Source organism: Caulobacter sp. FG121 (genome assembly GCF_057809815.1).
On the sequence record NZ_JBMDKR010000001.1, the window covers coordinates 263,009 to 285,636 of the forward strand.

At 69.8% G+C, this 22,628-nt stretch carries 27 protein-coding genes; 3 read left to right on the top strand and 24 right to left on the bottom strand.

The genetic code is table 11. The features are described from left to right. Positions 1 to 2 precede the first annotated feature (2 nt). The 15 genes from ACODSL_RS01345 to ACODSL_RS01415 form a co-directional block, all read right to left on the bottom strand. Complete coding sequence (locus ACODSL_RS01345) at positions 3 to 674, bottom strand: response regulator transcription factor (RefSeq protein ID WP_488898826.1); 672 nt, start codon at positions 672 to 674, stop codon at positions 3 to 5. Between the two features lie 187 nt (positions 675 to 861). Next, positions 862 to 2,418: a trypsin-like peptidase domain-containing protein gene (locus ACODSL_RS01350; RefSeq protein ID WP_488898827.1), complete on the bottom strand. Its 1,557-nt coding sequence runs from the start codon at positions 2,416 to 2,418 to the stop codon at positions 862 to 864. A gap of 134 nt (positions 2,419 to 2,552) precedes the next feature. Continuing rightward, entirely contained in the window at positions 2,553 to 3,005 is a 453-nt protein-coding gene (locus tag ACODSL_RS01355; protein WP_488898828.1) for a cytochrome c-type biogenesis protein, read from the bottom strand. After that, the gene (locus tag ACODSL_RS01360) at positions 3,002 to 4,960 is read right to left on the bottom strand and encodes a heme lyase CcmF/NrfE family subunit (protein WP_488898829.1); all 1,959 of its coding nucleotides are present in this window, start codon (positions 4,958 to 4,960) and stop codon (positions 3,002 to 3,004) included. Before ACODSL_RS01360 ends, ACODSL_RS01355 begins: the two co-directional genes overlap by 4 nt. Next, positions 4,957 to 5,436, bottom strand: coding sequence for a cytochrome c maturation protein CcmE (gene ccmE / locus ACODSL_RS01365; RefSeq protein WP_488898830.1), 480 nt, complete (start codon positions 5,434 to 5,436; stop codon positions 4,957 to 4,959). Before ccmE ends, ACODSL_RS01360 begins: the two co-directional genes overlap by 4 nt. Then, positions 5,433 to 6,509, bottom strand: coding sequence for a c-type cytochrome biogenesis protein CcmI (gene ccmI, locus ACODSL_RS01370; protein ID WP_488898831.1), 1,077 nt, complete (start codon positions 6,507 to 6,509; stop codon positions 5,433 to 5,435). The genes ccmE and ccmI overlap by 4 nt, the downstream gene beginning before the upstream one ends. Positions 6,510 to 6,568: 59 nt before the next feature. Continuing rightward, positions 6,569 to 7,879, bottom strand: coding sequence for a hypothetical protein (locus ACODSL_RS01375; protein ID WP_488898832.1), 1,311 nt, complete (start codon positions 7,877 to 7,879; stop codon positions 6,569 to 6,571). A 109-nt stretch (positions 7,880 to 7,988) separates the two neighbouring features. Further along, the gene (locus tag ACODSL_RS01380; RefSeq protein WP_488898833.1) at positions 7,989 to 9,374 is read right to left on the bottom strand and encodes a sensor histidine kinase; all 1,386 of its coding nucleotides are present in this window, start codon (positions 9,372 to 9,374) and stop codon (positions 7,989 to 7,991) included. Continuing rightward, positions 9,371 to 10,048, bottom strand: coding sequence for a response regulator transcription factor (locus ACODSL_RS01385; RefSeq protein ID WP_488898834.1), 678 nt, complete (start codon positions 10,046 to 10,048; stop codon positions 9,371 to 9,373). The genes ACODSL_RS01380 and ACODSL_RS01385 overlap by 4 nt, the downstream gene beginning before the upstream one ends. 7 nt (positions 10,049 to 10,055) lie before the next feature. Then, the gene (locus tag ACODSL_RS01390) at positions 10,056 to 10,472 is read right to left on the bottom strand and encodes a PepSY domain-containing protein (RefSeq protein ID WP_488898835.1); all 417 of its coding nucleotides are present in this window, start codon (positions 10,470 to 10,472) and stop codon (positions 10,056 to 10,058) included. Positions 10,473 to 10,550: 78 nt separating this feature from the next. After that, positions 10,551 to 11,495, bottom strand: coding sequence for a DnaJ C-terminal domain-containing protein (locus ACODSL_RS01395; RefSeq protein ID WP_488898836.1), 945 nt, complete (start codon positions 11,493 to 11,495; stop codon positions 10,551 to 10,553). Positions 11,496 to 11,547: 52 nt separating this feature from the next. After that, positions 11,548 to 15,255: a baseplate multidomain protein megatron gene (locus ACODSL_RS01400; protein WP_488898837.1), complete on the bottom strand. Its 3,708-nt coding sequence runs from the start codon at positions 15,253 to 15,255 to the stop codon at positions 11,548 to 11,550. 1 nt (position 15,256) lies between these two features. Further along, positions 15,257 to 15,706, bottom strand: coding sequence for a C40 family peptidase (locus ACODSL_RS01405; RefSeq protein WP_488898838.1), 450 nt, complete (start codon positions 15,704 to 15,706; stop codon positions 15,257 to 15,259). Further along, the gene (locus tag ACODSL_RS01410) at positions 15,699 to 16,358 is read right to left on the bottom strand and encodes a baseplate hub domain-containing protein (RefSeq protein ID WP_488898839.1); all 660 of its coding nucleotides are present in this window, start codon (positions 16,356 to 16,358) and stop codon (positions 15,699 to 15,701) included. The genes ACODSL_RS01405 and ACODSL_RS01410 overlap by 8 nt, the downstream gene beginning before the upstream one ends. A 3-nt stretch (positions 16,359 to 16,361) precedes the next feature. Continuing rightward, the gene (locus ACODSL_RS01415; RefSeq protein ID WP_488898840.1) at positions 16,362 to 16,973 is read right to left on the bottom strand and encodes a phage distal tail protein, Rcc01695 family; all 612 of its coding nucleotides are present in this window, start codon (positions 16,971 to 16,973) and stop codon (positions 16,362 to 16,364) included. 80 nt (positions 16,974 to 17,053) lie between these two features. Between ACODSL_RS01415 and ACODSL_RS01420 the strand changes: the two genes are divergently transcribed. Then, a complete protein-coding gene (locus ACODSL_RS01420; protein WP_488898841.1) occupies positions 17,054 to 17,521 on the top strand; it encodes a DUF805 domain-containing protein in 468 nt (155 codons plus the stop codon). Here ACODSL_RS01420 and ACODSL_RS01425 read toward each other — a convergent pair. From ACODSL_RS01425 to ACODSL_RS01445, 5 genes are all read right to left on the bottom strand, one after another. Further along, positions 17,518 to 17,808: a hypothetical protein gene (locus ACODSL_RS01425; protein WP_488898842.1), complete on the bottom strand. Its 291-nt coding sequence runs from the start codon at positions 17,806 to 17,808 to the stop codon at positions 17,518 to 17,520. The genes ACODSL_RS01420 and ACODSL_RS01425 overlap by 4 nt on opposite strands. Before the next feature lie 65 nt (positions 17,809 to 17,873). Beyond that, positions 17,874 to 18,401: a phage tail tape measure protein gene (locus tag ACODSL_RS01430; RefSeq protein ID WP_488898843.1), complete on the bottom strand. Its 528-nt coding sequence runs from the start codon at positions 18,399 to 18,401 to the stop codon at positions 17,874 to 17,876. A 28-nt stretch (positions 18,402 to 18,429) separates the two neighbouring features. Further along, entirely contained in the window at positions 18,430 to 18,600 is a 171-nt protein-coding gene (locus ACODSL_RS01435; RefSeq protein WP_488898844.1) for a phage tail assembly chaperone, read from the bottom strand. Then, complete coding sequence (locus tag ACODSL_RS01440; protein ID WP_488898845.1) at positions 18,597 to 18,881, bottom strand: GTA-gp10 family protein; 285 nt, start codon at positions 18,879 to 18,881, stop codon at positions 18,597 to 18,599. The genes ACODSL_RS01435 and ACODSL_RS01440 overlap by 4 nt, the downstream gene beginning before the upstream one ends. A 1-nt stretch (position 18,882) precedes the next feature. Then, positions 18,883 to 19,299: a phage major tail protein, TP901-1 family gene (locus ACODSL_RS01445; protein WP_488898846.1), complete on the bottom strand. Its 417-nt coding sequence runs from the start codon at positions 19,297 to 19,299 to the stop codon at positions 18,883 to 18,885. 30 nt (positions 19,300 to 19,329) lie between these two features. Between ACODSL_RS01445 and ACODSL_RS01450 the strand changes: the two genes are divergently transcribed. Beyond that, the gene (locus tag ACODSL_RS01450; protein ID WP_488898847.1) at positions 19,330 to 19,815 is read left to right on the top strand and encodes a DUF6882 domain-containing protein; all 486 of its coding nucleotides are present in this window, start codon (positions 19,330 to 19,332) and stop codon (positions 19,813 to 19,815) included. On the opposite strand, the gene ACODSL_RS01455 is transcribed toward ACODSL_RS01450, so the two are convergent. From ACODSL_RS01455 to ACODSL_RS01465, 3 genes are read right to left on the bottom strand one after another with little or no spacing between them, the layout of a single operon-like run. Beyond that, the gene (locus ACODSL_RS01455) at positions 19,812 to 20,219 is read right to left on the bottom strand and encodes a DUF3168 domain-containing protein (protein ID WP_488898848.1); all 408 of its coding nucleotides are present in this window, start codon (positions 20,217 to 20,219) and stop codon (positions 19,812 to 19,814) included. The two genes, ACODSL_RS01450 and ACODSL_RS01455, sit on opposite strands and share 4 nt — an antisense overlap. Then, positions 20,216 to 20,539 carry a head-tail adaptor protein gene (locus ACODSL_RS01460; RefSeq protein WP_488898849.1) on the bottom strand — a complete coding sequence of 108 codons (324 nt, stop codon included), beginning with the start codon at positions 20,537 to 20,539 and terminating at the stop codon, positions 20,216 to 20,218. The genes ACODSL_RS01455 and ACODSL_RS01460 overlap by 4 nt, the downstream gene beginning before the upstream one ends. Continuing rightward, entirely contained in the window at positions 20,536 to 20,802 is a 267-nt protein-coding gene (locus ACODSL_RS01465; protein ID WP_488898850.1) for a head-tail connector protein, read from the bottom strand. Before ACODSL_RS01465 ends, ACODSL_RS01460 begins: the two co-directional genes overlap by 4 nt. A 104-nt stretch (positions 20,803 to 20,906) precedes the next feature. Here ACODSL_RS01465 and ACODSL_RS01470 point away from each other — a divergent pair, with 104 nt between their 5' ends. Continuing rightward, positions 20,907 to 21,263: a hypothetical protein gene (locus tag ACODSL_RS01470; RefSeq protein ID WP_488898851.1), complete on the top strand. Its 357-nt coding sequence runs from the start codon at positions 20,907 to 20,909 to the stop codon at positions 21,261 to 21,263. A gap of 45 nt (positions 21,264 to 21,308) precedes the next feature. On the opposite strand, the gene ACODSL_RS01475 is transcribed toward ACODSL_RS01470, so the two are convergent. Beyond that, positions 21,309 to 22,538: a phage major capsid protein gene (locus ACODSL_RS01475; protein WP_488898852.1), complete on the bottom strand. Its 1,230-nt coding sequence runs from the start codon at positions 22,536 to 22,538 to the stop codon at positions 21,309 to 21,311. Positions 22,539 to 22,628 lie beyond the last annotated feature (90 nt).

Consider the following 22,628-nt stretch of genomic DNA (forward strand, 5'->3'; position numbering starts at 1 on the left):
CCCTACGGATCGAGCCGGTAGCCGGCCCCGCGCACGGTCTGCAGCATCTGGCGATCAAACCCCTTGTCGATCTTCGAGCGCAGGCGGGAGATGTGCACGTCGATGACGTTGGTCTGGGGGTCGAAATGATATTCCCAGACCTTCTCGAGCAGCATGGTGCGCGTCACCGACTGGCCGGCGTGGCGCATCATGAACTCCAGCAGCTGGAATTCGCGCGGCTGCAGATCAATCTCGGTAGTCCCGCGATTCACGGTGCGGGCGATGAGGTTCATTTCCAGATCACCGACCTTCAGGGTCGTCGCCACGGCGCCGGTCTCGCGACGGCGCGATAGGGCCTCGACCCGGGCGATCAGTTCGGGGAAGGCGTAGGGCTTCACCAGATAATCGTCGGCGCCGGCTTTCAACCCGTCGACGCGGTCTCCGACCTCGCCCAGGGCAGACAGGAACAGCACGGGGGTCGCGTCCCCCTCGCGGCGGAGGGTCTCGACGACCTGAACGCCGTTCATTTTCGGCATCATCCGGTCGACGATCAGGACGTCGAACCCACGTTTCTGGGCCTCGACCAGACCGGCCGCGCCGTCCGCCGCGTGGGTGCAGTCATAGCCCGCCTCGGACAGGCCGCGCGCCATCGCTTCCGCCGCTTCGAGGTCGTCCTCGATGATCAGGATTCGCATTCTTTGCCCCGCCAGGGTCGGCGACGGGAATCCGCCGACAGGGGGACCCTACTCCGCCCCCCGCGACGATCTCAACATACGATAGTGTAATGCGGCAACGCGCCGGTAACCGTGCGCCGCGCTGACGAGAAATCCTCCGGGACCGGCGCGCGTGGCGCGGGTCCCGGAGGGCGTCCCAAAGCCGCCTCTAGTTCACCTTGACGGGAACCGAGGCCAGCTGGCCCTTGAACAGGACCGACAGCAGGATGGTCGGACGGCCGGCCTTCTTGGCAGCCTCCACCGCGGCGGCCACATCGGCCGGCGTGCGCACGGCCTTCAGGTTCACCGAGGTGATCACGTTACCGACGGCGATGCCGCGCTCGGCGGCGTCGGAGTCAGCCCGCAGGCTGTCGATCAGCACACCCTGGGCGTCGGCGGCGATGCCGTAGCGCCGACGGCTGGCCGTATCGAGCGGCACCAGACCCATGCCGAGCACCTGGACGCGCGTGACGCCCGGCCCGTTGGGCGACTTGCCGCCGTCGGCGGGCCCGCCGCTGGAATCAGGCCGCAGCTCGCCGGCCAGTTCCTGGTTGGAGGGACGCACGCCGGAACGGATTTCGACGACCCGGTTCTGGCCGTCCCGCAGGACTTCCAGTCGCAGCACCGAACCGGCCGCGCCGCGACCGACCTCACGGGTCAGCGCGGTCGAGGACTCGACCTTGACGCCGTTGACCGACAGCACGATGTCGTCGACCTGCAGCCCGGCCTTGGCGGCCGGACCGCCCGGGGTCACGGCCTTGACCACGGCGGCCTTGAGGCTGCCGAGACCGAGAGCCTGTCCCATCTCCGGTGTGAAGTTCTGGATCTGCGCACCGATATAGCCGCGCACGACCTTGCCGTTGGCGATCAGCTGCTTGGTGATGCTGTCGGCGATGTCGGCGGGAATGGCGAAACCGATCCCGACCGAGCCGCCGGTCGGCGAAAAGATGGCGCTGTTGACGCCGATCACCCGGCCATAGATGTCGAACGACGGACCGCCGGAGTTGCCCCGGTTGATCGGGGCGTCAATCTGGACGTAATCGACGTAGGTCGAGCTTTCATCATTCAGGTTCCGGCCGTAAGCGGACACGATGCCGGCCGTGGCGGTGCCGCCCAGGCCGAACGGATTGCCCACCGCGATGACCCAGTCGCCGACGCGCGGCTTGGCGGCGTTCTCGAAGGCCACGAAGGTGAATCCCGTGCCCTCGACCTTGATCACGGCCAGGTCGGTGTTCTCGTCACGACCGATCAGCTTCGCCTTCAGCTCGCGACCGTCCTTCAGGGTGACGTTGATCTCGTCAGCGCCCTCGATGACGTGATTGTTGGTGACGATGTAGCCGTCCGCCGAGATCAGGAAGCCGGACCCTGACGACTGCTGGCGCGGGCGACCATTGCCGCCGTCCTCGCCGTCATCGTTCTGTTCGCCGGGCTTGCCGTTAGGCCCCAGCGGGAAGTTGGGCAGACGCAGGGCGCTGGCGTCGACCCGCGAGGTGACGTCGATCGACACCACGGCGGGCGAAACCTTCTCAAAGATGTCGGCGAACGACATCGGCGCGCCGGGCGGCGGCGCGAACATGACCGGCCCCGCGGCCGAAGTCCTCACCAGCTGGGCCGGCTCGGCGGCCTGGGCAGGCGACATACGCAAACCGACGCCGGCCAGCGCGGCGCATGCAACGCCCACGCCCGCGACAGCGCCCACAAAGAAACCGGTCTTCCTGGCGACCATCTGTGTTCCGTTCCTGACCCGCGTACGGCGGGCTCTGTTGAGAGTTTTCGATGCCCGAGAGCCGTCGGGCCCTCAAGTTATCTCTTTGTCATCCGACACGGCGCTTTTTGGAGCCGGATCACGGCGCAATCGTGTCACGCCGGCTCGTCGTCCAGCAAGGCCGCCAGCCGCGTTTCTTCCTCCGCGGACAACGCCGGCGTCGGTTCGCGTCGGCGCAGGCGTCCCAGCAGCATCGCCAGTCCGGCCAGGGCGGCCAGGAACGGCCCCAGCCAGAGCAGCGCGTTGGCCCAGTCGAACCGCGGCGTCATACGGACGAAGTCGCCGTATCGGTCGGTCAGAAAGGCCATCACCTGATCGTCGGACCGCCCGGCGACGATCTGTTCCCGCACGACCTTGCGCAGGTCTCCGGCCAGTTCGGCGTCGGAGTCGTCGATCGACTCGTTCTGGCAGACCATGCAGCGGATCTGGGTGAACAGCGCCCGGGCGCGCGCCTCCTGGGCAGGGTCCTGCAGCCGCTCGGCGGGATCCGAGGCGGCCCCGGCCATCAGCATGACGGCCGTCAGGATGATCAGCAGTCGCGCTCTCACGGCTTGCGCCCCACGGCGAAACGAAGCCGCCGGTCCGACAGGCTGAGCAGCCCGCCCAGCGCCATCAACAACGGGCCGAGGTAAATCAGCTGGACCCAGGGATTGTAGTAGCTGCGCACCAGCCAGGCTGGCTCTCCGTTGGCCCCGGCCCGGCGCTCACCGAGCACCGTGTAGACCTGGCTGAAGCCGAGATTGCACAGGGCGACCTCGGACGTGCTCTGCTTGCCGGCCGGATAGAACCGTCGCTCCGGCGCGGGCGCGCAGATCGGCTTCCCGGCCCGCGTTACCGTCAGCTGCCCCCGCTCGGCGAGATAGTTGGGCCCGTCGACCGTGCCGACGTCCGTCAGCGTCAGCTCGAACGCGCCGAGCCGCAGATGGCCGCCGACGGACAGGGCCTCGGCGGCCTCGACCTTCCAGGCCGTCTCGAAACAGGCGCCCAGGATGAACACCCCGAGCCCGAGGTGCGCGAGCGTCATGCCCCACGACCCGCGCGGCAAGCCCGTCAGACGCCTCGCCACTTCGGGCCAGGGCGCCTTGAACGCCCGCGTCCGCTGGACAATCTCGCTCACCGCGCCGGCGATGACCCAGGCGCCGAGCGCCACGCCGCCGCTGGCCATGGCCTTGCGCGGACTCATCAGCGCCAGGATCAGGATCCCGACCATCACCGCCACGATGCCGGCCAACCGCAGCTGCGCGGCGCTGTCGGCCAGGCTGCCCCGCTTCCAGGCGGTCAGCGGACCGAACGGCAGGATCAGCATCGCCAGGCCCATCAGCGTGCCGAACACCAGATTGAAATAGGGCGGCCCCACGGTGATCGGCGCGCCCGCGAAGGCCTCGTAGATCAACGGATAGAGGGTCCCGAACATCACCGCGCCGGTCGCGGCGGTCAGCAGGATGTTGTTGAGAACAATCAGGCTTTCGCGACTGGCGGGCGCGAAGACGCCACCCGGCGCCAGCGCCGGGGCCCTCCAGGCGAACAGCGCGAACGCCGCCCCGGACGAGACGCCCAGGATCGACAGCAACAGCACGCCGCGTGTCGGATCGACGGCGAAGGCATGCACGCTGGTCAGCACGCCCGACCGCACGAGGAACGCGCCGAGCATGGAGAAGGTGAACGCCGCCAGCGCCAGAAACAGCGTCCAGCCCGACAGCGCGCCGCGCTTCTCGGTGACGATCGCGGAATGCAGCAGGGCCGCGCCGATCAGCCAGGGCATGAACGAGGCGTTCTCGACCGGATCCCAGAACCACCAGCCGCCCCAGCCGAGCTCGTAGTAGGCCCAGAACGAGCCCAGAGCGATGCCGACGGTCAGGAAGCTCCAGGCAGCCAGGGTCCACGGTCGCACCCATCGCGCCCAGGCGGCGTCGATCCGTCCATCGATCAGGGCCGCCACGGCGAATGAGAACACCACCGAGAAGCCGACATAGCCGAGGTAGAGGAACGGCGGATGGAAGGCGAGCGCCGGATCCTGCAGCAACGGATTGAGCGAACGGCCTTCGATCGGCGGCGCCGCCAGCCGCGCGAGCGGGTTGGACGCGAACACGGTGTAGGCTAGGAACAGCACGCCCAGCAGGCCCTGCACGCCCACGACGCGGCTCTTCAGCCCCGGAGGCAGGCCCTTGCCGAAGCCGGCCACGGCCGCGCCATACCCTGTCAGAATCAGGCACCAAAGCAGCATGGAGCCCTCGTGGCTGCCCCAGCTCCCGGCCACCTTGTAGAGCAGCGGCTTGGCGGTGTGGGAGTTGGCCGCGACGTTGGCGACCGAGAAGTCGGACGTGACGAACGCTGTCACCAGCGCGACGAAGGCCGCCGCCACCCCGAAGAAGGCGCCGATAGCCGCGCCCTCCCCCGCCCCGGCGATCGCCGGCCGGCGCGCGCCGGCAAGACCGAGCACGGTCTGGGCCAGCGACAGGGCAAGGGCCAGGGCGAGCGCGAAGGCGCCGAGTTCAGCGGTCATGGCTTGCCGTAGGCAGGGGCTGCCCCGCTTCCACGCCATTCGCCCTGCTTCTTCAGCGCGTCGGCCACTTCGCGCGGCATGTATTTCTCATCATGCTTTGCCAGCACCTGCTTGGCCTCGAAAGTCCCGGCAGCGTCGAAGCTGCCCTCGGCGACGACGCCCTGCCCCTCGCGGAAAAGGTCGGGCAGGTCGCCCTGGAAGCTCACCGGCGCGGTGTCGGTCTTGTCCGAAATCACGAACTCGACCCGACCGTCCGGGTGCTTGACCACACTGCCGGGCAGGACCAGCCCGCCCAGTTGTACGGCCCGTCCCGGCGCCACATTGGCGGCCTTGGCCTGGGCCGGGGTGTAGAACAGCGAGATCGAGTCCCGCAGGCCCCACAGCGTCAGCCCCGCGGCCAGAGCGAGCACCGGCGCCACCGCCAGCAGGATGGTCAACCGTCGACGGGCCGTCCGGGATTTCGGCCAGAAGCTCATTGGGCGGCCTCGTCGAGCGCTTTGAGAATGTCAGGGCGGGTCTTGTACAGCGCGCGGCCTCTGGCGAGCGCCGCGTCGCGACGCTGGGTCTCGCCCAGGACCGACCAGGCGCGCACCAGCCGGACCCAGCCCTGTGGATCGTCGGCATCGGTTCCAAGGCGCTTCTCCAGCCCCTCGACCATGCCGCGAATCTGGGCGGCATCGGGTTGGGCCGGCGGCGCCTGACGCGTCTCAGGCAGACCCCCGGCGCGTGTCACGGCATCGATCTCGCTGGCCAGGGCGACCCGGGAGGGGTCGTCGGCCGGCAGACTCATCAGCAGCGCGCGCCAGGCCGCGAGACCCTGCGCGACCTTGCCGTCGGCGATGTCCGCACGGGCGAGGAAGTAGCGGGCGCTCAGCGAGGCGGGATCGACGATCAGGGCCTGGTTGAACGCCGCCCGCGCGTCGGCGCCGACCCGACCATCGCCCTCGGCCATGAAGGTCTCGCCAAGGGCGGCCCAAAGGTCTGCCCGCTTCGGCGCGATGGCGACCGCGCGACGCAGCGCGCCGGACGCGGCCATGGCGTCGCCCGAAGCAAGCTCAGCGAGCGCGAGGTTCTTGAAGGCCTCGGGATCGGTCGGCCGCTCGACGACGATCACGCGCATCAGCGCTGCCATGCGAGGCGGGTCCAGCGTCGACGGATCGGCATGGCGCCACGCGGCCAGGCGCATCCTGTAGGGCTGATCCGGCGCGCCGGGTGATCCGCCGATCCAGTAAAATCCGAGCGCCACCAGGGGAACAACCGCCGCCATCGCCGTGACCAGGCGACGACCAGCGGTCGGCGCTGTCGTCCCGACGGGCGCTTCGGCCGCGGCCAGCAGGCGACGGCCTACTTCAGCGCGCGCGGTCCGCACCTCTCCCTCGGGCAGCAGGTCCCGCGCGGCCAGGTCGTCGATTTCCGCCAGCTGACGGCGATGAATGGCCAGGGCCGGATCTTCGCCGATCGCGCGAAGCGAGCCGGCGCGCGCGCCACGCAACAACAGCCAGCCGGCTGCTGCTGAAAGGGCCGCTGCGGCGATCCAGAATGCGAACATGGCGGGGTGTTAGCGGATCGCGCGCGCCGTTGCGAGGGGCTGGATCAAAGCGCCGCGGATCAGGCCGCGGCAGCCCGCCGTCTGACGATTGAAGCGCTCTGGTCGTCCCGGGCCAGTTCCAGCATGTCCGCCGCGATATTCAGGAACTCGCGGGCCCGTTCGTCATCCTCGACGTCGCCGGCGCGGATCTGTTCGAGCACGTCTTCGACGTACTGGTCGATCCGTTTGCCGAGGGTCTCGAGAACCTTGCTGCGCACAGATCCAAAGCCGCCGACCGGCGCGCAGGGGCGCACGGCGTCGGCGAACGTCAGGAGCCCCATGGCCCAGGTCACCGATGGCTCATCGGGCGGGTCGCTGAAATTGGGCGCTGTCCGGGTCAGGCGGGCGCTGTAGCGCAGCTTCTGGATCGGCAGGGCATGAGCCGCCGCCTCGTCGATCTCGCGCAGCCGCGCTTCGACGGTCACGGCAACCGATTGCTTGAGTTTCGTCAGCCTCTGCCCCCAGGCGCCGTCGCGGGACAGCTGGACCGAGCCTTCGAGTTCGGACGCCGCGTCGATCGCGCGCTGAACGGCGGCGCCGGCCTGACGTGCAGCCTGGACGCCGGCCGCCGGCTTGATGTCCCGAAGCAGCGCGAGCTCCGTTTCGATGCTGTCGAGCGCGCGTTCGCCAAATCGGGCCAGTTCGGAATCGGCGAGATAGCGCTCCGCCGGGTGATCCATCACGGCGGAAATGATGCGCAGGATCAGCGAGGGCTGCTTCATGTGCGCCGCGAGCATTTCGAACAGCAGGGGTCCTGCCCCGCCGGCAAGCGCCGTGGCGTCGCGATAGGCCAGCCTCGCGGTCGCCCGACGCTCGTCGGTCATGCGCTGGATCCAGTCGCCGAGGCGTTGCACGATCGGTCGCACGATCGGGGCCATGCGAAGGCAAAGGATAAGGTCCGCCGCGCCTCCGGGCCGGGCGCCGTCGCAAAGGGCAGCCGCCGCGGCGTATCCCGCCTCGCTGCGGGCCTCGAGGCCGTCCGCGGCGTGACAGCAGAGGGCGTCAAAGACTTCCGGCGTGGGATCTTCCGGTTCGAGATAATGCAACGCCTCGGCCGCCTCCCGGACCAGAGACGGCGACTCGGCGGAAACCGCGGACCAGAGGGTCCTGAGCGCGGCGCGCGGCCAGGTCGGCGCGCCCGGTGCGCTGGCGGTTTCGAACAGGGGTGCGACCGGCATCAACACCGCGAAGCGCAGGGCGCGTTCCGCAGCCTCGGCCTCCACCATGGCGCCGATCGCGGCGAGCGGACCATTCCCCCCATCGGCGCTGATGGCGTATTCGAGCGTGCGGACCAGCTCGTCCGGGGACGTCGAAACGAGCGCCCTGAGCATCTCGATCTTTTGGGGTGAAAGTCCGGGCATGAGCCTCTGCCGTACAGGGCGACTGAGCCCCAGGTTGAGACTGACCGAATTGGGTTAACGGTTCCCGAAACACCGGCTTTCAGGTCTCCGCGCGCGGAAGCCCCAGTTCGACCCTCAGGCCGCCCATCGCCGCGTCGCCGAGAACCAGCGAACCGCCGTAGGCGCGGGCCAGTTCATCAACGATCGCAAGACCGAGTCCGGAGCCCGGCGCGCTTTCGTCGAGACGGGCGCCGCGCTTGAGAACCTCCTCACGCCGGTCGGCCGGCAGACCGGGCCCATCGTCCTCGACGGTGATGACCAGCCTGTCGGGCGAGACGGCGGCGGCGATGGCGCGCACGCGACCGCGGGACCATTTGCCGGCGTTCTCCATGATGTTGCCGGCCATTTCCTGAAGATCCTGGCGTTCGCCGCGGAAGCAGAGGTCCTCGGGGCAACGCCAGTCAATCTCGACACCCTTCTCCTGGAAGATCCGCTCCAGCGTCACCGCCAGTTCATCGATCACCGGCTCCACCAGGGTTCGCTCGCCATGGCTCTGCGATCGGGCGGCCGCGCGGGCCCGCCTGAGATGGTGTTCGACATGCCCCCGCATGGCCTCGGCCTGTCGTGACACCACCTCGGACAGCTGCCCGGGCTGCTGGTTGGCTTCGGTCAGCATGACGGAGATCGGCGTCTTCAGGGCATGCGCGAGGTTGCCGACATGGGTGCGCTGGCGCTCGACCACGTCCTGGTTGTGCGCCACCAGCGCGTTGAGTTCGGTGGCCAGCGGCTCGAGTTCCGACGGGTAGTCGCCGACGATCCGCTCGATCTTGCCCTTGCGCACATCCGCCACCTCGCCCCGTAACCGGAACAGCGGCTGCAAGCCCACGCGCACCTGGATGAGCACGGCGGCGAGGATGCCTGCGCCCATGATGACGAGCGCGCCGGCGGTCAGGGCGGCGAATCGCCGGGCTTCCCGATCGACAGGAGAGCGGTCCTCGGCGGCCATCAGAATCACCGGCGAGGCCTGTCCCGTCAGCTTCACCTGCATGGCCGTGGCCCGCAGAGGCTGATCCAGTGGACCTTCGGCGCTGTAGAACACCTGCACCGCCGGGGTCGCGGCGATCTGCGCGACGACCTCGGTGGGAATGCTCAGCTCGCGATCAAACAGCGACCGGGAGGGAACCAGCACCTTGATGGTGTTGTTCGGCCCCGGCTCGGCGATCTGCCAGTATCGACCGGAGTAGACCCGAAGGGCTCGCGTGTCGGTCAGGGCCGGGGCCACGACCTTGCCGCCCTCGACGCTGACACCGGCGTTCAGCCCCTCGATCAGGTCGACGAGGCCCAGATCGAACCGGCTCAGCGCCGCCTGCTGGAAGAAAGCCGTCAGCGACAGGCCGGTGACGATGAGAACCGCCAGGCTCCACCCGGCGGCCAGCCACACCAGCCGTCCGACCAGCGAGCGGCGGCCCATGCCGGGAAGCTTCACTCCGTGGGCTCTCCGGGCAGCGGAGTCAGGCGGTAGCCGAGGCCGCGGACGGTCTCGATACGATCGGGTCCGATCTTTTTGCGAACCCGGCCGATGAACACCTCGATGGTGTTGGAGTCGCGGTCGAAGTCCTGATCGTAAAGATGTTCGACCAGCTCGGTGCGGCTGATCACCCGGCCCTGGTGCATGATCATGTAGTGCAGCAGGCGGTATTCCAGCGAGGTCAGCCGCAGGGGCTCGCCGTTGACGCTGGCGCGGGCCGACCGCGGATCGAGGCGCAGGCCGCCACAGGCGAGGTTTGGCGTCGCCACCCCGGCCGACCGGCGCAGCAAGGCCCGCAGGCGGGCCAGCAGCTCCTCGGTATGGAACGGCTTGGTCAGATAGTCGTCGGCCCCGGCGTCGAAGCCGGCGACCTTCTGACTCCAGTTGTCGCGGGCGGTCAGGATCAGCACCGGCATGGCGATACTGTCCCGCCGCCAGCGCTCGAGCACCGACACGCCGTCGATCTTGGGCAGGCCCAGGTCGAGGATCACGGCGTCATAGGGCTCGCCTTCACCCAGATAGTGGGCCTCCTCGCCGTCGGCGGCGTGGTCCACGGCATAGCCGGCGTCGCCGAGGGCGAGCTTCAGCTGGCGCGACAGGTCGGGATCATCCTCGACAAGCAGGATGCGCATGGGAGCCTCAGTTTCTGCCGATGATCGCGCCCGACCGGGCGTCGACGATGAAGTCGATACGTTGTCCGTTCGCGGCTTGCCAGCGGACCCGATAGATCGGCCGGCCGCCCTGGTCTTCGAGACCGGCGTCGAGCAGCCGCCCAGGCGTCGAGCGCGAGATGTTGCGGATCACGCTTTCCAGCGGCACGAGCCGCCCGCCGCGCACGCCCTCGCGGGCATCGTCTTCATTGGGCGCCCAGCCATCGCCGAGCGAATTGCCGCGACCACCGCCGGGATAGGGACGGTCACCACCCTGGCCGCCGCCCAGACGCGCCTCGCGGCAGGCCTGGCCCAGCGGACCCTTCGGGCAGGCCTGCGCCTGCGCCGCCGCCGGGAGGGCGGTGGTCAGCATCAGGGCCGCGAAAAGGACAGTCAGGCGTTTCATGTCGTCGGGTCTAACGGGTCTCCGCTGAACGCGGGCTGAATGGACACGTTATCCGGCCCTTGCGTCAGGATGTCACGCCTAACGCCGTTTGGGCGAGTAGGGACGGTCCTTGCGCCAGGTCTGGGCGAATGTTTCCAGGGCCGGATCGGCTGCATCGGGCAGGGTCACGACCAGCCGGGCCAGCAGATCGCCGCGCTGGCCTCGGGGGTTGAAGAAGCCACGGCCCTTGAGTCGCAGTTGCGCGCCGCTGTTCGAGCCCTTCGGCACGGTCAGGGTCACGGGACCGTCCGGGGTCGGCGCATCGATCTTCCCGCCCAGCACGGCGTCGGGCACGGAGACGGGTAGGTCCATGTGCAGCACATCGCCCTCCCGCCGGTAGAGCGGATGCGGCTTGATGCCGATCTCGATCAGCGCATCGCCCGGACCGGTCCGGCCCTGCGCGCCCTGTCCCTTCAGCCGAAGCGTCTGGCCATCGAGCGCGCCCTTGGGGATGTTCACATCCAGGGTGCGACCGTCGGAAAAGGCGATGCGTTTTTTGCCCCCGCGGATGGCCTCCTCGATCTCGATATCGAGATGCGCCCGAAGGTCGGAGCCCTTGCCGCCATTGCCGAAACCGAAGCCGGCCCGGCTCCCGCCGCCGCCCGGGCCGCCCGGGCCCCGCTGGCCGAACATGTCGCCGAGGATGTCATTGATGTCGACGCCCTCGAACCCGGGACTGCCGGGGCCCGGCCGATAGCGGCCGCCGGAAGCGCCGCCCGGGCCAAACGGACTGCCGCCGCCGAAGCCGGGATGCTGGTCGCGGCCGTCGGCGTCAATCTCGCCGCGGTCGAACTTCTTGCGCTTGTCCTCGTCGCCCAGGATGTCGAAGGCGGACGAAACGCGCTTGAACTTCTCCTCGGCGGTCGGGTCGTTCTGGTTGGCGTCCGGATGGTACTGCTTGGCCAGCTTGCGGAAGGCCTTGCGGATCTCATCAGCGGTCGCCCCGCGGGGTACGCCAAGTTCAAGATAGGGATCGCGCGCCAAGGGGCCCCTCACCGGTGAAGATCGTCGCGCCTCAGATAGAGCGTCTCGCCGGTCAGCGCCACAGGCTCCGCTGCGTCGCGGCGCCCCAGCCGAACTTTGATGACCCCTGGGCCACGCGAACCGTCAGCGGATCGGGAACGCCGCCCGGAAAATCGATCGTCTGCTGCGCATTGCTCCAGACATAGAGCGGCGAATCGACCTCGGCCGTCCGGACCACGACGTCACCGTCGAGAATGTCGATCCGGTAGACCTCCCGTTCCTCGGACAAGGGCGGCTCGGCGCCCCAGGCATCGCCGCCCAGTCGCGCCCGCCGGATCCAGCGGAACAGGATGGCGCCGTCCGGCGCCCGTTCCCGCGTCAGATGGACCGGACTCCAGGGCCGATCAGCAAGTCCGCGCAAGGTGAAGACGGTCTCGGTCATGGCGCTCCCGCCTGGGGGTCCCCCGGCCGGCGCCGCGCGCCATACCAGCGGCAGTCCCCGCTCGCCGAGCGGCGCTTCCGCCCGCGCCAATCCTTCGCCGAGCAGTACGACGGCCGCCCCGGCCGGAGTCATCCCGCCCATCGCGGGGTCGCTGCCCAACTGGCCCCGCAACAGTCCGGTCAGCGTCCAGCAATCCTCATCGACAAGCTCCGCATCGACAAACTGCAGGATCTCCCAGTCATCGCCGGCGCCGCACACCGCCAGTGCGTTGGCGCCGGCCAGCACGGCAGAGAGCGGGCGGCTCTCCAGCGTCGCTCCCTCCAGCCGCACGGTCAGCCGTCCCGCGCGATCCAGTCGATGAAGCGGCCCCGCCGGCAAGTCGGTCAGGGTCTCGCCGACCCCGGCCGGCTGCGTCAGCCGCGCCCGGACGGTCAGCGCCTCGGCCGACACGCCGGCATGCACATCCAGATCGCGCCACGGCTCCAGCCCGGCGGCGACCAGCGGCCGGGCGTCGTCCTCGGCGCCGGGCAGCGGCGGCAGGTCGAGCAGATAGAGCAGAGGCGGTCCGGCGGGTTCGGTCGGCGCGGCCGGCGTCCAGTCCGGGTTACCGCCCACGACCTCCACCATCGGCTCGGCCGCTTCCAGTCCGATGCGCGGCCGTTCATCCAGGTCCACCGCGGCCACCCGCCAGACCCGCGCGTCTTCCGGCAGCGTCAGCCTGTCACCGGCCTCGACCCGCAACGCCGCAAGCGGCGAGAGATGAGCGGTCACGCCATCCCGCGCGGCCTGCTCCCGCGCCAGCACCCGGCGTCCGACCTGCTCGGCCAGGGCGGCGGTTCCAACGATCGGCAGGTCGAGGGTCCGCACGCCGCCACCGTCCGCCGGATCCCGCCGCACGGTCAGGCCGCCGGTGCGGTAGTCGGCCGTCTCGTCGATGAACCGCAGCCGCGCCTCATCCGGTGGCGTCTCAAGGGTCCGCACGGCAGAACAGGCTTCCCGGCCTTCAGGAAGCGCGAAATCGTCTTCTGACAGGCTCGCGGCGACCGGCCCGTCCCGCCGCACCAGCGTGGCGACCCCGCTCCGCTCGGCCGCGTCGAAGTTGAACGCCAGCGCCAGCGGCTCCAGGGCGTCCCGCAACCGCATCGGGGCTTCGACGACATAGCCGCTGACCACGCCGGTCACATCGCCGGGGTCCACATTCACGCCCGCGCGAGCGGCGAGCGCCCGCACCAGGTCCGCCAGCGGCGCAGCGCCGGCCCGGCCGTTCAGCCAGTGCCCAGTCGCCCAGTTGGGCCCGTCCCGCCAGACCGCCGTTCGCGCTGGGAAATCAGGAAACGGTCGCGCATCCCAGCACCAGGCGCTCATCGCCTCGACCATCGGCCCGCCATAGACGGGGGACACCGGATTGTTGTCGGCTTCGGAAAAGTGCCCGAGCACGGCTTCCAGCGTCCGCCGCTGCCCCTCGTCATCGCGCGCGCCGCTGGAAAACGGCGGCAGGGTGCTCTCGGTGCTTTTGGGATCGCTGAACAGGTTGGGCGCGTTGGCGCCCTTGTCGACCGCCCCGCAGCCGAACTCGATCAGCCGTAACGGCTTGGACCGCGGCGCCCAGGCGGTCGGGGTCGGCGACCTGACCCCGCCAGGTCGGTCGTGATGGGCGCTGGACCACCAGCTCACCAGATCCTTGGGCCGAAACACCCAGGGCTCGCCATAGGCGTCGTCCGTGATCGGAGTCCGGGTGCGGGCGACGCGGTCTTCCCAGGTGGCATAGAACCAGTCGAACCCCTCGCCCGAGGCGACATCCCAGGCATCGCGCGCCTCGCCGTCCCGCCAGTCGGCGAGCGGCGGGTAGAAGTCGATGCCGACGAAATCGATCGCGTCATCGGCCCACAGCGGGTCCAGGTGGAAGAACACATCGCCGGACCCGTCCGCCGGCTGACGCCCGAAATACTCCGACCAGTCAGCGGCATAGCCGATCGCCGCCTCCGCCCCGAGCATCGCCCGGCAATCGGCCGCCAGGCTCCGCAGCGCCTCCACGGCAGGGAAGCTGTCGCCGTCGCGGATCGTTGTGATCCCCCGCAGCTCCGACCCGATCAGGAAGCCGTCCACCCCGCCGGCCAGCTGGGCCAGCCTGGCCTGGTGCAGCACCATCCGTCGCAGCCCCCAGTCGCCCGGGCCTGAATAGGCGACCGACTGACCGTCCGCCGCGAAGTCATCCGGTTCAGCGGATCCGAACAATCCTGCGATATCCGTGGCTTCCCCGGAAATCCTGCCGCGCCATGGATAGCCGTCGCAGTCCATCAGGATGAACGGATAGAGCGTCACCTCCAGCCCGCGCGCCTTCAGCTCGGCGATCGCGTGCAGCACGGCCCGGTCCGCCGGCGTGCCGCCATAGGCGGGACCGCCGTCATGCCGGGACACCAGATGAGCCCCGCCCCGCCCGACCCCGCCGGCGCGCCAGGCCCACGGCGTCGTCGTCTTGGCGGCAAGCTCGACGCCCGGCCGGAACTGGCAGTCAGCGGCGTCGAGACTGGTCCCGAACCAGGCCACGACCAGCGTCACCTCGGTCAGGTTCGGCAGATGCGCCTGCAGCTGGTCGAGCGAGACGAGGAGGTCGGGCCGCCCGTCGCCGTTGTTGACGTTTTCCGCTGTCAGCCGGGTCAGGCCATCGCGGCGATGCACGACATCGGTGGCGTAGACGAACTCCCCCGCCCCGGGGATCAGGCAGACGCCGGTCAATCGCTCCTCCAGCCCCGCGGCGGCCTCCGGCCTGCGGAACACCTCGAACGACAGCTGCGGCGGCCGGTTGCCATAGGCCTCAAGCGGCAGATCCTCGAACACCACATAGGCGCAGCCACGATAGGCCGGCGCGGCCCCTTCGACGGCTTCGATCAGGGGGTCGGGCGTCTGGTCCTCGGTCCCGCGATGAAGCCGCATCGTCACCCCGCCCAGGTCCATGGGCTTGCCGTCGGCCCAGACACGGCCAATGCCATCGATCGGCCCCTCACACAGGGCAACGGCGAACGACAGGCTGTAGCGGTACTCGACCGTTCGCGGGCCGCCCTTCCCGCCGCCGGCCTGGCGTTCGATGCGCTTCTCCTTGAACCGCGCGGCCCAGATCACCTGGCCGGCGACCCGCGCCCGCCCGAACACGGCGGCCATCGGCGCGCCTTCAGCCGCGCCCATCAGATGCAGCTCGCGCAAACGCGGCCCGACCTGCCGCGCCGGCTGCAGACTGGCGATGGCGGCCCGGTCGAGCGCGCCGCCGACGGCCGCGCCCAGCGCCGCGCCCAGGGGGCCGCCAATCGCGCCGCCGATGCCGCCGAGGATCACCTGGGCCATGTCAGTCGCTCATCTCTGGAAAGGAAAACGCATGGGCCAGCCGCCGCATCCACCACGGCCCGAGCCAGCTTTCGACGACGGCCCGGCCCCAATAGGCATGTACAATCCGTCGCTTGGCCTCGCCCGCCGAACCGGCCGATACGATGGCGCAGTGCTTCACACAGGCGTCAGGGCTCATGCGGAACAACAGCACATCGCCAGGCCGCCAGGCCGTGACGGGGATCTCGACCAGATGCCGTCTGGCGGCCTCCAGCAACGTTTCGCGCCCGCCCGTCTCCGCCCAGTCGGCGGCATAGGGCGGCGGCGCTTCTGGCTCTTCGCCGTACAATGATCGCCAGACACCCCGCACGAGACCGAGGCAGTCACACCCGGCGCCCTTCCGCGACGCCTGGTGCCGGTAGGGCGTGCCGATCCAGGACCGCGCCTCGACGACGACGGCCCGCCTATCCACGACGCGACGCCCCGTTGTGCCGCTCCCCCTTGGCCGGATAGGCCGTCAGGAAATCCTCGCCCGGAATGGTCGGAAACCCCCGGAAGCTCATGAGATTATTGAATCTTTCCCGACAGGTGGACGCGCGCTTGTCGCACCCCGCTGCAAAGGCGGGATGGTCGGCGTCAATGCCGCAACGGATGTCACCGAGATTGGCGTCGCACAGCCGGCCATAGGTACGGCCCGCCACCCGGTCGAGCGCGGCCAGCGGCCCCTCGATTTCAGCGACGAACGCCCCGCCCTCCCACTTCAGCCGGGTGATCGTCCCCGACCACAGCCCGGCGAACAGTGTCGGCTCCGACCAGTCGACCCGTCGGCAGTCGACGATGCAGCCGTCGTACAGCCCCGCGATGATGTCGGCTTCTGCGAGGTCATCGCTGTCCAGCGCGCCGCTGGCCGCCGCCCCGCCGGGCGAGAATCCCAGCCGGCTGTCGGCCGCGCCGGCGATCCAGCCGCTGTCGGCGCGGCAGACGACACCGTCGTGAACCAGCTCCCGATCATGGTCGGTGAAGCCCAGCCGCGCGCCATCACGGCGGGTCAGCAGCCAGACATGCGCCAGAGTCGCCGGGCCGGACTCGATCCGGGCGGCCAGCGCCGAAGGAATGGGTTTCATGGGTCAGATCCGCAGTTCGATCAGCGGCACGGCCACGACCCGACCGGCATCAAAGCTTTCCAGCGTCACGTCGATCCGGTCGGTGTCGAACCGCACGGGCGTGTCGAATTCGAACCCGGCAGTCAGGACGCCCCCGGCGGCGGGTGCCGTCGCGAAGGTCACCTGCCCCGTCGTGACATCGACGGTGAAGTCGGTCGTCTCGTCCCCGTCCAGGGCCACGCGCACCGTCCCGGTGACAGGCTTTGCGATCGGCCGGGCGACATCGGCGTAGGTCTTGGTCAGGGTGAAGACCAGCGCCTCGCCGTCGCCGACGCCCAGCGGCTGGTCGGTCGGCCTCACGGACCCGGACGGCGCGCAGGACTTGAAGTCGGTGAAGTCGCGGAAGCGAAAACCGTGCAGTCGCCCCCGCCGCCCCTCGAAGAAGGCGACCAGGGTCGCGGCGTCATCCAGCGACCGCACCCCGGCCCCGATCAGATAGCGCCGCCGGCCATGCGCCCAGGGCGTCGATCGCCGCTCGGACCCGGACGCCAGGGTGACGACCTCGGTGCGTCTTTCGACGCCGCCGGTGGAGCCGAACGCCAGGCGCGCGGGCAGGCGAACCTCATCAAAGGCCATGACAAATTCCTCATGGTTACGCCCCTGTTCGTTCGCAGAACGCGGGTCTACCGTCCGCGCGGGACCTGGGAGCGACTCACATGGACTGGAAAACGCTGTTCTTTTCGCCGGACGGCCGCATCGGTCGGCAATCCTTCTGGATCGGCTGGCTCGTGCTGCTCGGCGTCAACGTCGTGCTCGGCTGGGTGCCGCTGGTGGGCTGGGCGCTGAGCCTGGTGACGATCTACTGCAACGTCTGCATCACGGCCAAACGCCTGCACGACATGGGCAAGAGCGGCTTCCTGCAGGTCATTCCACTCATCGGCTGTCCGGCTCTGGTCATCGGCGCGATTGTCTCGGTCGCGGGCCCGGCGATCATGGCCGGCATCGCCGACGCGAACGACACCCAGGTCATGGCGGCCGTCATGGCCGGCCTTGGCGGGATGTTCCTGTTCTTCCTCGCCGCCTTCGTGATCGGCTTCGGCTTCCTGATCTGGATCGGGGTGTCGAACACCCAGCCCGGCGAGAACCGCTATGGCCCGGAGCCGGGCCCGACGGCGATCGCCTAGCTGGCGTTGCTCGCCGCCGCCGCGATCACGGCCAGAAACGCCATCAGATAGAGGGCCGTGATCACCAGCGAGATGCCGGCGCAGACAATGCCGCCGATCGCCAGGCCACGCCCCTCAAGCCGGCGCAGGGACATAATTCCCAGCACCAGACCGATCAGGGCCATGGCCGTGCCTAGGATCCCCACGATCGGGATCCATACGATCAGGACGGACACGATCCCGAGCACCAGCGAGGCGATGGCCATGCCGTTGGCCGGCGCGGGCGCGCCACGGTTGAAATCGGTCATGTCATTCCCCGCTGATCCGCCGGCCACGCTAGAGGCGCGGCCGGCCATGTCAACGCGACGAACGCTCACAGACGGCGCGCGCCCAGGCTGGCTGCCCGGGCCAGGGCCTGGGCGATCTGGGCGTCGGACCGCGCCAGCCCTTCGGTAGCGCCACCCTGAACGGTGACGTTGATGGTCATGCCGCCCCCGGTCACCGGATCTACGGAACCCGCGCCGGCCGGGCGGAACACTTCGGGACCCCGCTCACCGACGAGGTAGGCCCCGCCGGCCGTTACGGGGCCACCGCTGGCCCGCGCGCCGGCGAAGCCGCCCTTCAGGACCGCCGACACGACGCCCGACAGCCCGCCGCCGCCCTGCCCGGCCGCCGCGTTGACGGCGGTCAGCACGGCCTGGGCCAGTTCGGCAAGGCTGACCTTGCCGTCCGCCGCCGCCCGCGCCAGCGACCGGCTCAGGCTCTCGCCCGCCCGGGCGAAGGCCACGTCGATGCTGTCAGCCGCCCGTCGCGCGGGCTCGCGCAACGCCTCCAGCGCGGCCGTCGCTTCGGCGGCCTTGTGCGGCAAGGCGTCGAGCCCGCCGGGATCGAAGTCGCTCATGGTCCCATCTCCACACCGTCATGGCCCGTCAGTCCGGATGCGCGATCGCAAGCGCCTCCAGCCCCGCGCGGGTCAGGACCTCGACAGCGCCCTCACCCGTCAGCGCCCGCCATTCCTTCAGCGACAGCCGCCAGAAAGCCTCGGGTGCGATGTTCAGGGTCAGGGCCAGCCGCAGCATCGCCGGCCAGGACGTCGTCACGACCCGGCCGCGGTGAAGGCCGCCGCGATCGCCCGCGCGGCCTCGTCCAGCGAAACCTGCGCCAGATCCCCCGGCTCATCGCCGCCGCCGCGCAGCAGCGCCGCCAGGACCACCGTCAGATCCTTCGCGGACAGTCCGCGCAACCGCCCGGCCAGGTCTTCCCAGCCGTCAGCCGCGAACGCCGTCTCCAGCTCCGCCAGCGCCCCGAGCGTCAGGCACAGCCGGCGCGGTCGCCCGGCCAGCACCATCTCGACCTCGCCGCGCGCGCCATTGGCCGCCATCTCACAGCGCCTCGAACGCGATCTCCCCGGCCGAGGCCAGGGTGATCGCCCAGGTCGCCTCGCCGTCGTGCTCGCCGGCGTATTCCAGCGCAGCCACCAGGAACGGCCCTTCCAGCACCCCGAAGTCCGGTACGATCAACCGCCAGGCCCGCGCCGACTGGGCGAAGAAAACCTCGCGGATCAGCGCGTCGGAGTCGGCGTCGCGAAACACCCCGGCGCCGGACACGCTGGCCTGTTTGACGCCGGCCCCGGCCAGCAGCTCGCGCCACCGCCCCGCGCTGTCGCCGTCCGTAGCGTCGATGCTTCGGGCGTTCAGCGAAATCGTGCGGGCCCGCAGGCCCGCAACGGTCACGAAACCCGGGGGCTCGCCCCCGTCGCCGATCTTGAGCAGAATGTCTTTTCCACGTTGAGCAGCCATGCTGGGCTCCGACAGGTCAGGGGGACAGAAATGGAAGTGGCGGACGAACGGGCGGCGCTGGCGAAGGCGGACTTCCAGACCTTCATGCGCGAGGCGGTGCGCGACCTGACCGACCTCAACGAGGCGCTGAACGCCAAATACGGAATCATGGCCTGGGAGCGGTTCGACTACGACATCGCAACCCGGGAACTGATCTTCAGCCACAAGGGCCGGCCGCGCGTGAGGGCGGAATTCCAGCTCATCGCCGCGACCGACGTGGATTTCCTCTGGGCCTGGGCCGGCTCCTGGTGGCCCCGGGAGGCGATCGAGGACGTCCTGAAGGTCAAGGCCTGGGGCGAGACGCACGGCATAGAGCCGCTGATGGCGCCGCGCCTGAAGACGACGGACATGACCAACCTGGGCTGGGGCATGGCCGCCATCGCCGCCCAGCTGACCGGGGCGAAAGGCGTCTACCGCCCGGTAGACGGTCCGCGCTCGTTGTTCATGCTCTATCGCGACATCGAGTTCATAACCTAGGCCGCCTCGGTCACGGCGCGCAGTCTCAGCACCCCGTGGAAGCTCCGGCTGTCGGCGGTTCTGAACACGTCGCCATAGGTCACGCACAGATTGACCAGCCGCCAGCCCTCGAGCGTCAGGGCCGCGTTGTGCAGCCGCGCGCGCAAGGCCGCAACGATCGCCTTCGCCTCCTCGGCCCCGTCGAATCGCGACAGCACCGTCAGGGTCAGGGCATTCTCCAGCCCTTCGCCCTCCAGCCCGCCCCAGGGTCTTGTCTCGGTCCGTCCGAACAGCACCAGCGGCCAGACCGGTTCGGCCGGCGCCTGGTCGTGCACACGCGGCGGATCGCCGAGCAGGGCCGCCAGATCGGCATCGGCCCGCAGATGCTCAAGCAACGCCTTCTGCAGCGCCAGATCCGGGCTCATGGCCAGCTCCTTTCGAGGCTCAGCACCATCCGCCCCCGCGCCGTCCGCGACGGCGTCACGGCCACCACGCGCCAGGGCTCGCCGCCGGCCTTCAGCCGCTGACCGCGCGCCGCGGACGCATGCGCCCGCGCCTCGGCCTCGGCCCGTTCGATCAGCGCCGGCCGCGTCCCGCCGTCGCCGGCTTCGCGATGCCCGAGCGGCTTCAGGTCGATCCACAGGGCGGCGACCTGGCTCCAGGTCCGGTTGCGGCCGCCGAACACCGTCTCGGCCTCGGACGCGCCTTCCAGCACGGCCAGTGTGCGCAGGCTCGCGATACTCACAGCCGCACCGAGCGATAGGGCGCGAGCCACGGTTCGATCAGCCCGATCGGCGCCTCGCCGGCCTCGCGATGTTCGAAGCCGTGCGCGACCAGCATCAGCAGGCACAGCCGCAGCGGCGCCGGCGACGCCTCTGTCAGGGTCAAACCGGCAGCCGCCTCGACCCGCGCCACGGCGGCGTCGATCAACAGCTGCACGAGGCCATCCTCCGCGGGGTCGCCGACACGCAGAAACGCCTTCGCCTCGGCGAGGGTGATGGGGGGCATGGAACCTCCAGGACCCCCTTTCAGAGGGGGTGGGATGGTGAAATCTGGGTTGATCTGGCGTCACCAACCGGCCCGGAGGGGGCTGACGCACGACGGAGGAAGACATGATCCATGGCGTGATCGCCGCCGCGGTCCTGATGGCCGCCACCAGCCCGGCGCCGGACTTCCTGGGGTTTGATGCGCGCGGCTGCGCGGTGCGCTACGTGGCCGTGCGCAACCTGTTCAGCTACGCGGTCGACAACCCCGAGGCGCTCAAGTCCTCCAAAACATTCGAGCAGAGGGCCAAGGACGTGATGATCAAGGCCGGCCTGCTGACCGCCGGCGCACCCCTGCCGAAGGCGGTCACCGACGAGGGCGCGGCCTGGCTGACCCGCTGGAACAAGAAGGAAATCAACGACGCCCAGGTCACCCGCGAGGTGAACGGCTGCGACCGAGCCAACGGCTTCACGCCGTTGCTGTGAGCGCGGAGGGGACACGTACCGAAGGCGGTACATGTCCCCTTGCCGCTAGCTCGCCGCGAACTTCATCAGCTTGATCGCGTCGAAGTTCTGAACCCCGCCGCCGACCCGCTTGGTCGTGTAGAACAGCACATAGGGCTTGGCCGAATAGGGATCGCGCAGCACCCGCACCCCGGCCCGGTCGACGATCAGATAGCCCTTGGCGAAGTCGCCGAACGCCAGGGCGAAGCTGTTCGCGGCCACGTCCGGCATGGTCTCGATCTCGGTCACCGGATAGCCCAGCAGCGTCGCAGGCGCGCCCGGCGCCGTGGCCGGAGACCAGATGTAGCTGCCGTCGGCGTCCTTGAACTTGCGGATCTTCGCCGCCGTGCGCCGGTTCAGCACGAACCGCCCCTGCGCCCGATACTGGGCCTTGGGCGCGTAGATCAGGTCGATGATCCGGTCGACCGGGTCGGTCGCGTCAAAGTCCCCGGCCGCGCCGGACGCCACATAGCCGATGTCGCCCCAGGCGTGGCTGGCGTCGGCGACGTTGCTGTAGCTGAGGAAGCCCTTCGGCTTGTTGGTCCCGTTGCCGTTGACGAAGGCCTCGGTCTCCTGCCCGGCGAAGGCGTCCTCGCACTCGGCGGCCAGCCATTCGTCGAGATTGACGAAGGCGTCATCGAGCAGGGCCTGGGTCGCGGCCGGGCTGGCGTAGAGGTCGGCCGCCGGGAACTCCAGCAGCGCCAGCACGGGCGGATCGGTCTCCGGCCGCGCGTCGGTCTCGGCCACCCAGCCGCTCTCGATGCCGGCGGTGCTCACGGGCTTGCGAAACACACCGGCCCCGATGGTCCGCACGGTGGCGATGTCGCGCATCGGCGAGGACATCTGCAGCCGTCGCTCGATCAGCCGCTCGGTCTCGGGCGGCGCGACATAGCCGCCGGCCGTCGGCACGCCCTCCGACAGCCCCTTGGCTTCCAGCATCAGCAGCGAGGACGAGCCGGTCTTCAGATAGCCGTCCCAGGCCGCCTTGCGCTCGTCGGGCACGATGACCCGCCCCTCGCCGCCGGCCAGCGCCGGGCGACGGCCATCGGCCAGGGCCCGGTCCATCCGCCCCTGCGCCGCCTGCAGCGAGGCGTCGATCCGCGCGACCTTCTCCTCCAGCAGGGCGTCGGCGCGCTTGCTCTCCAGCGCACCCAGCCGCTCGTCATTGGCGGCCTTGAACGCCTCGAAGGCGGCCATGATCTCATGCATGGCGGCCCGCGCGGCGGGCTCCGCCGCCGCGTGTTTGGTCTCTTTCATGGTGTCTCCAGTTTGAATCCCTTCTCCCATCGGGAGAAGGAGGGGCCCGTCCTGCGAAGCCTTGGCGAAGCAGGATGGGAGGTTGAGGGG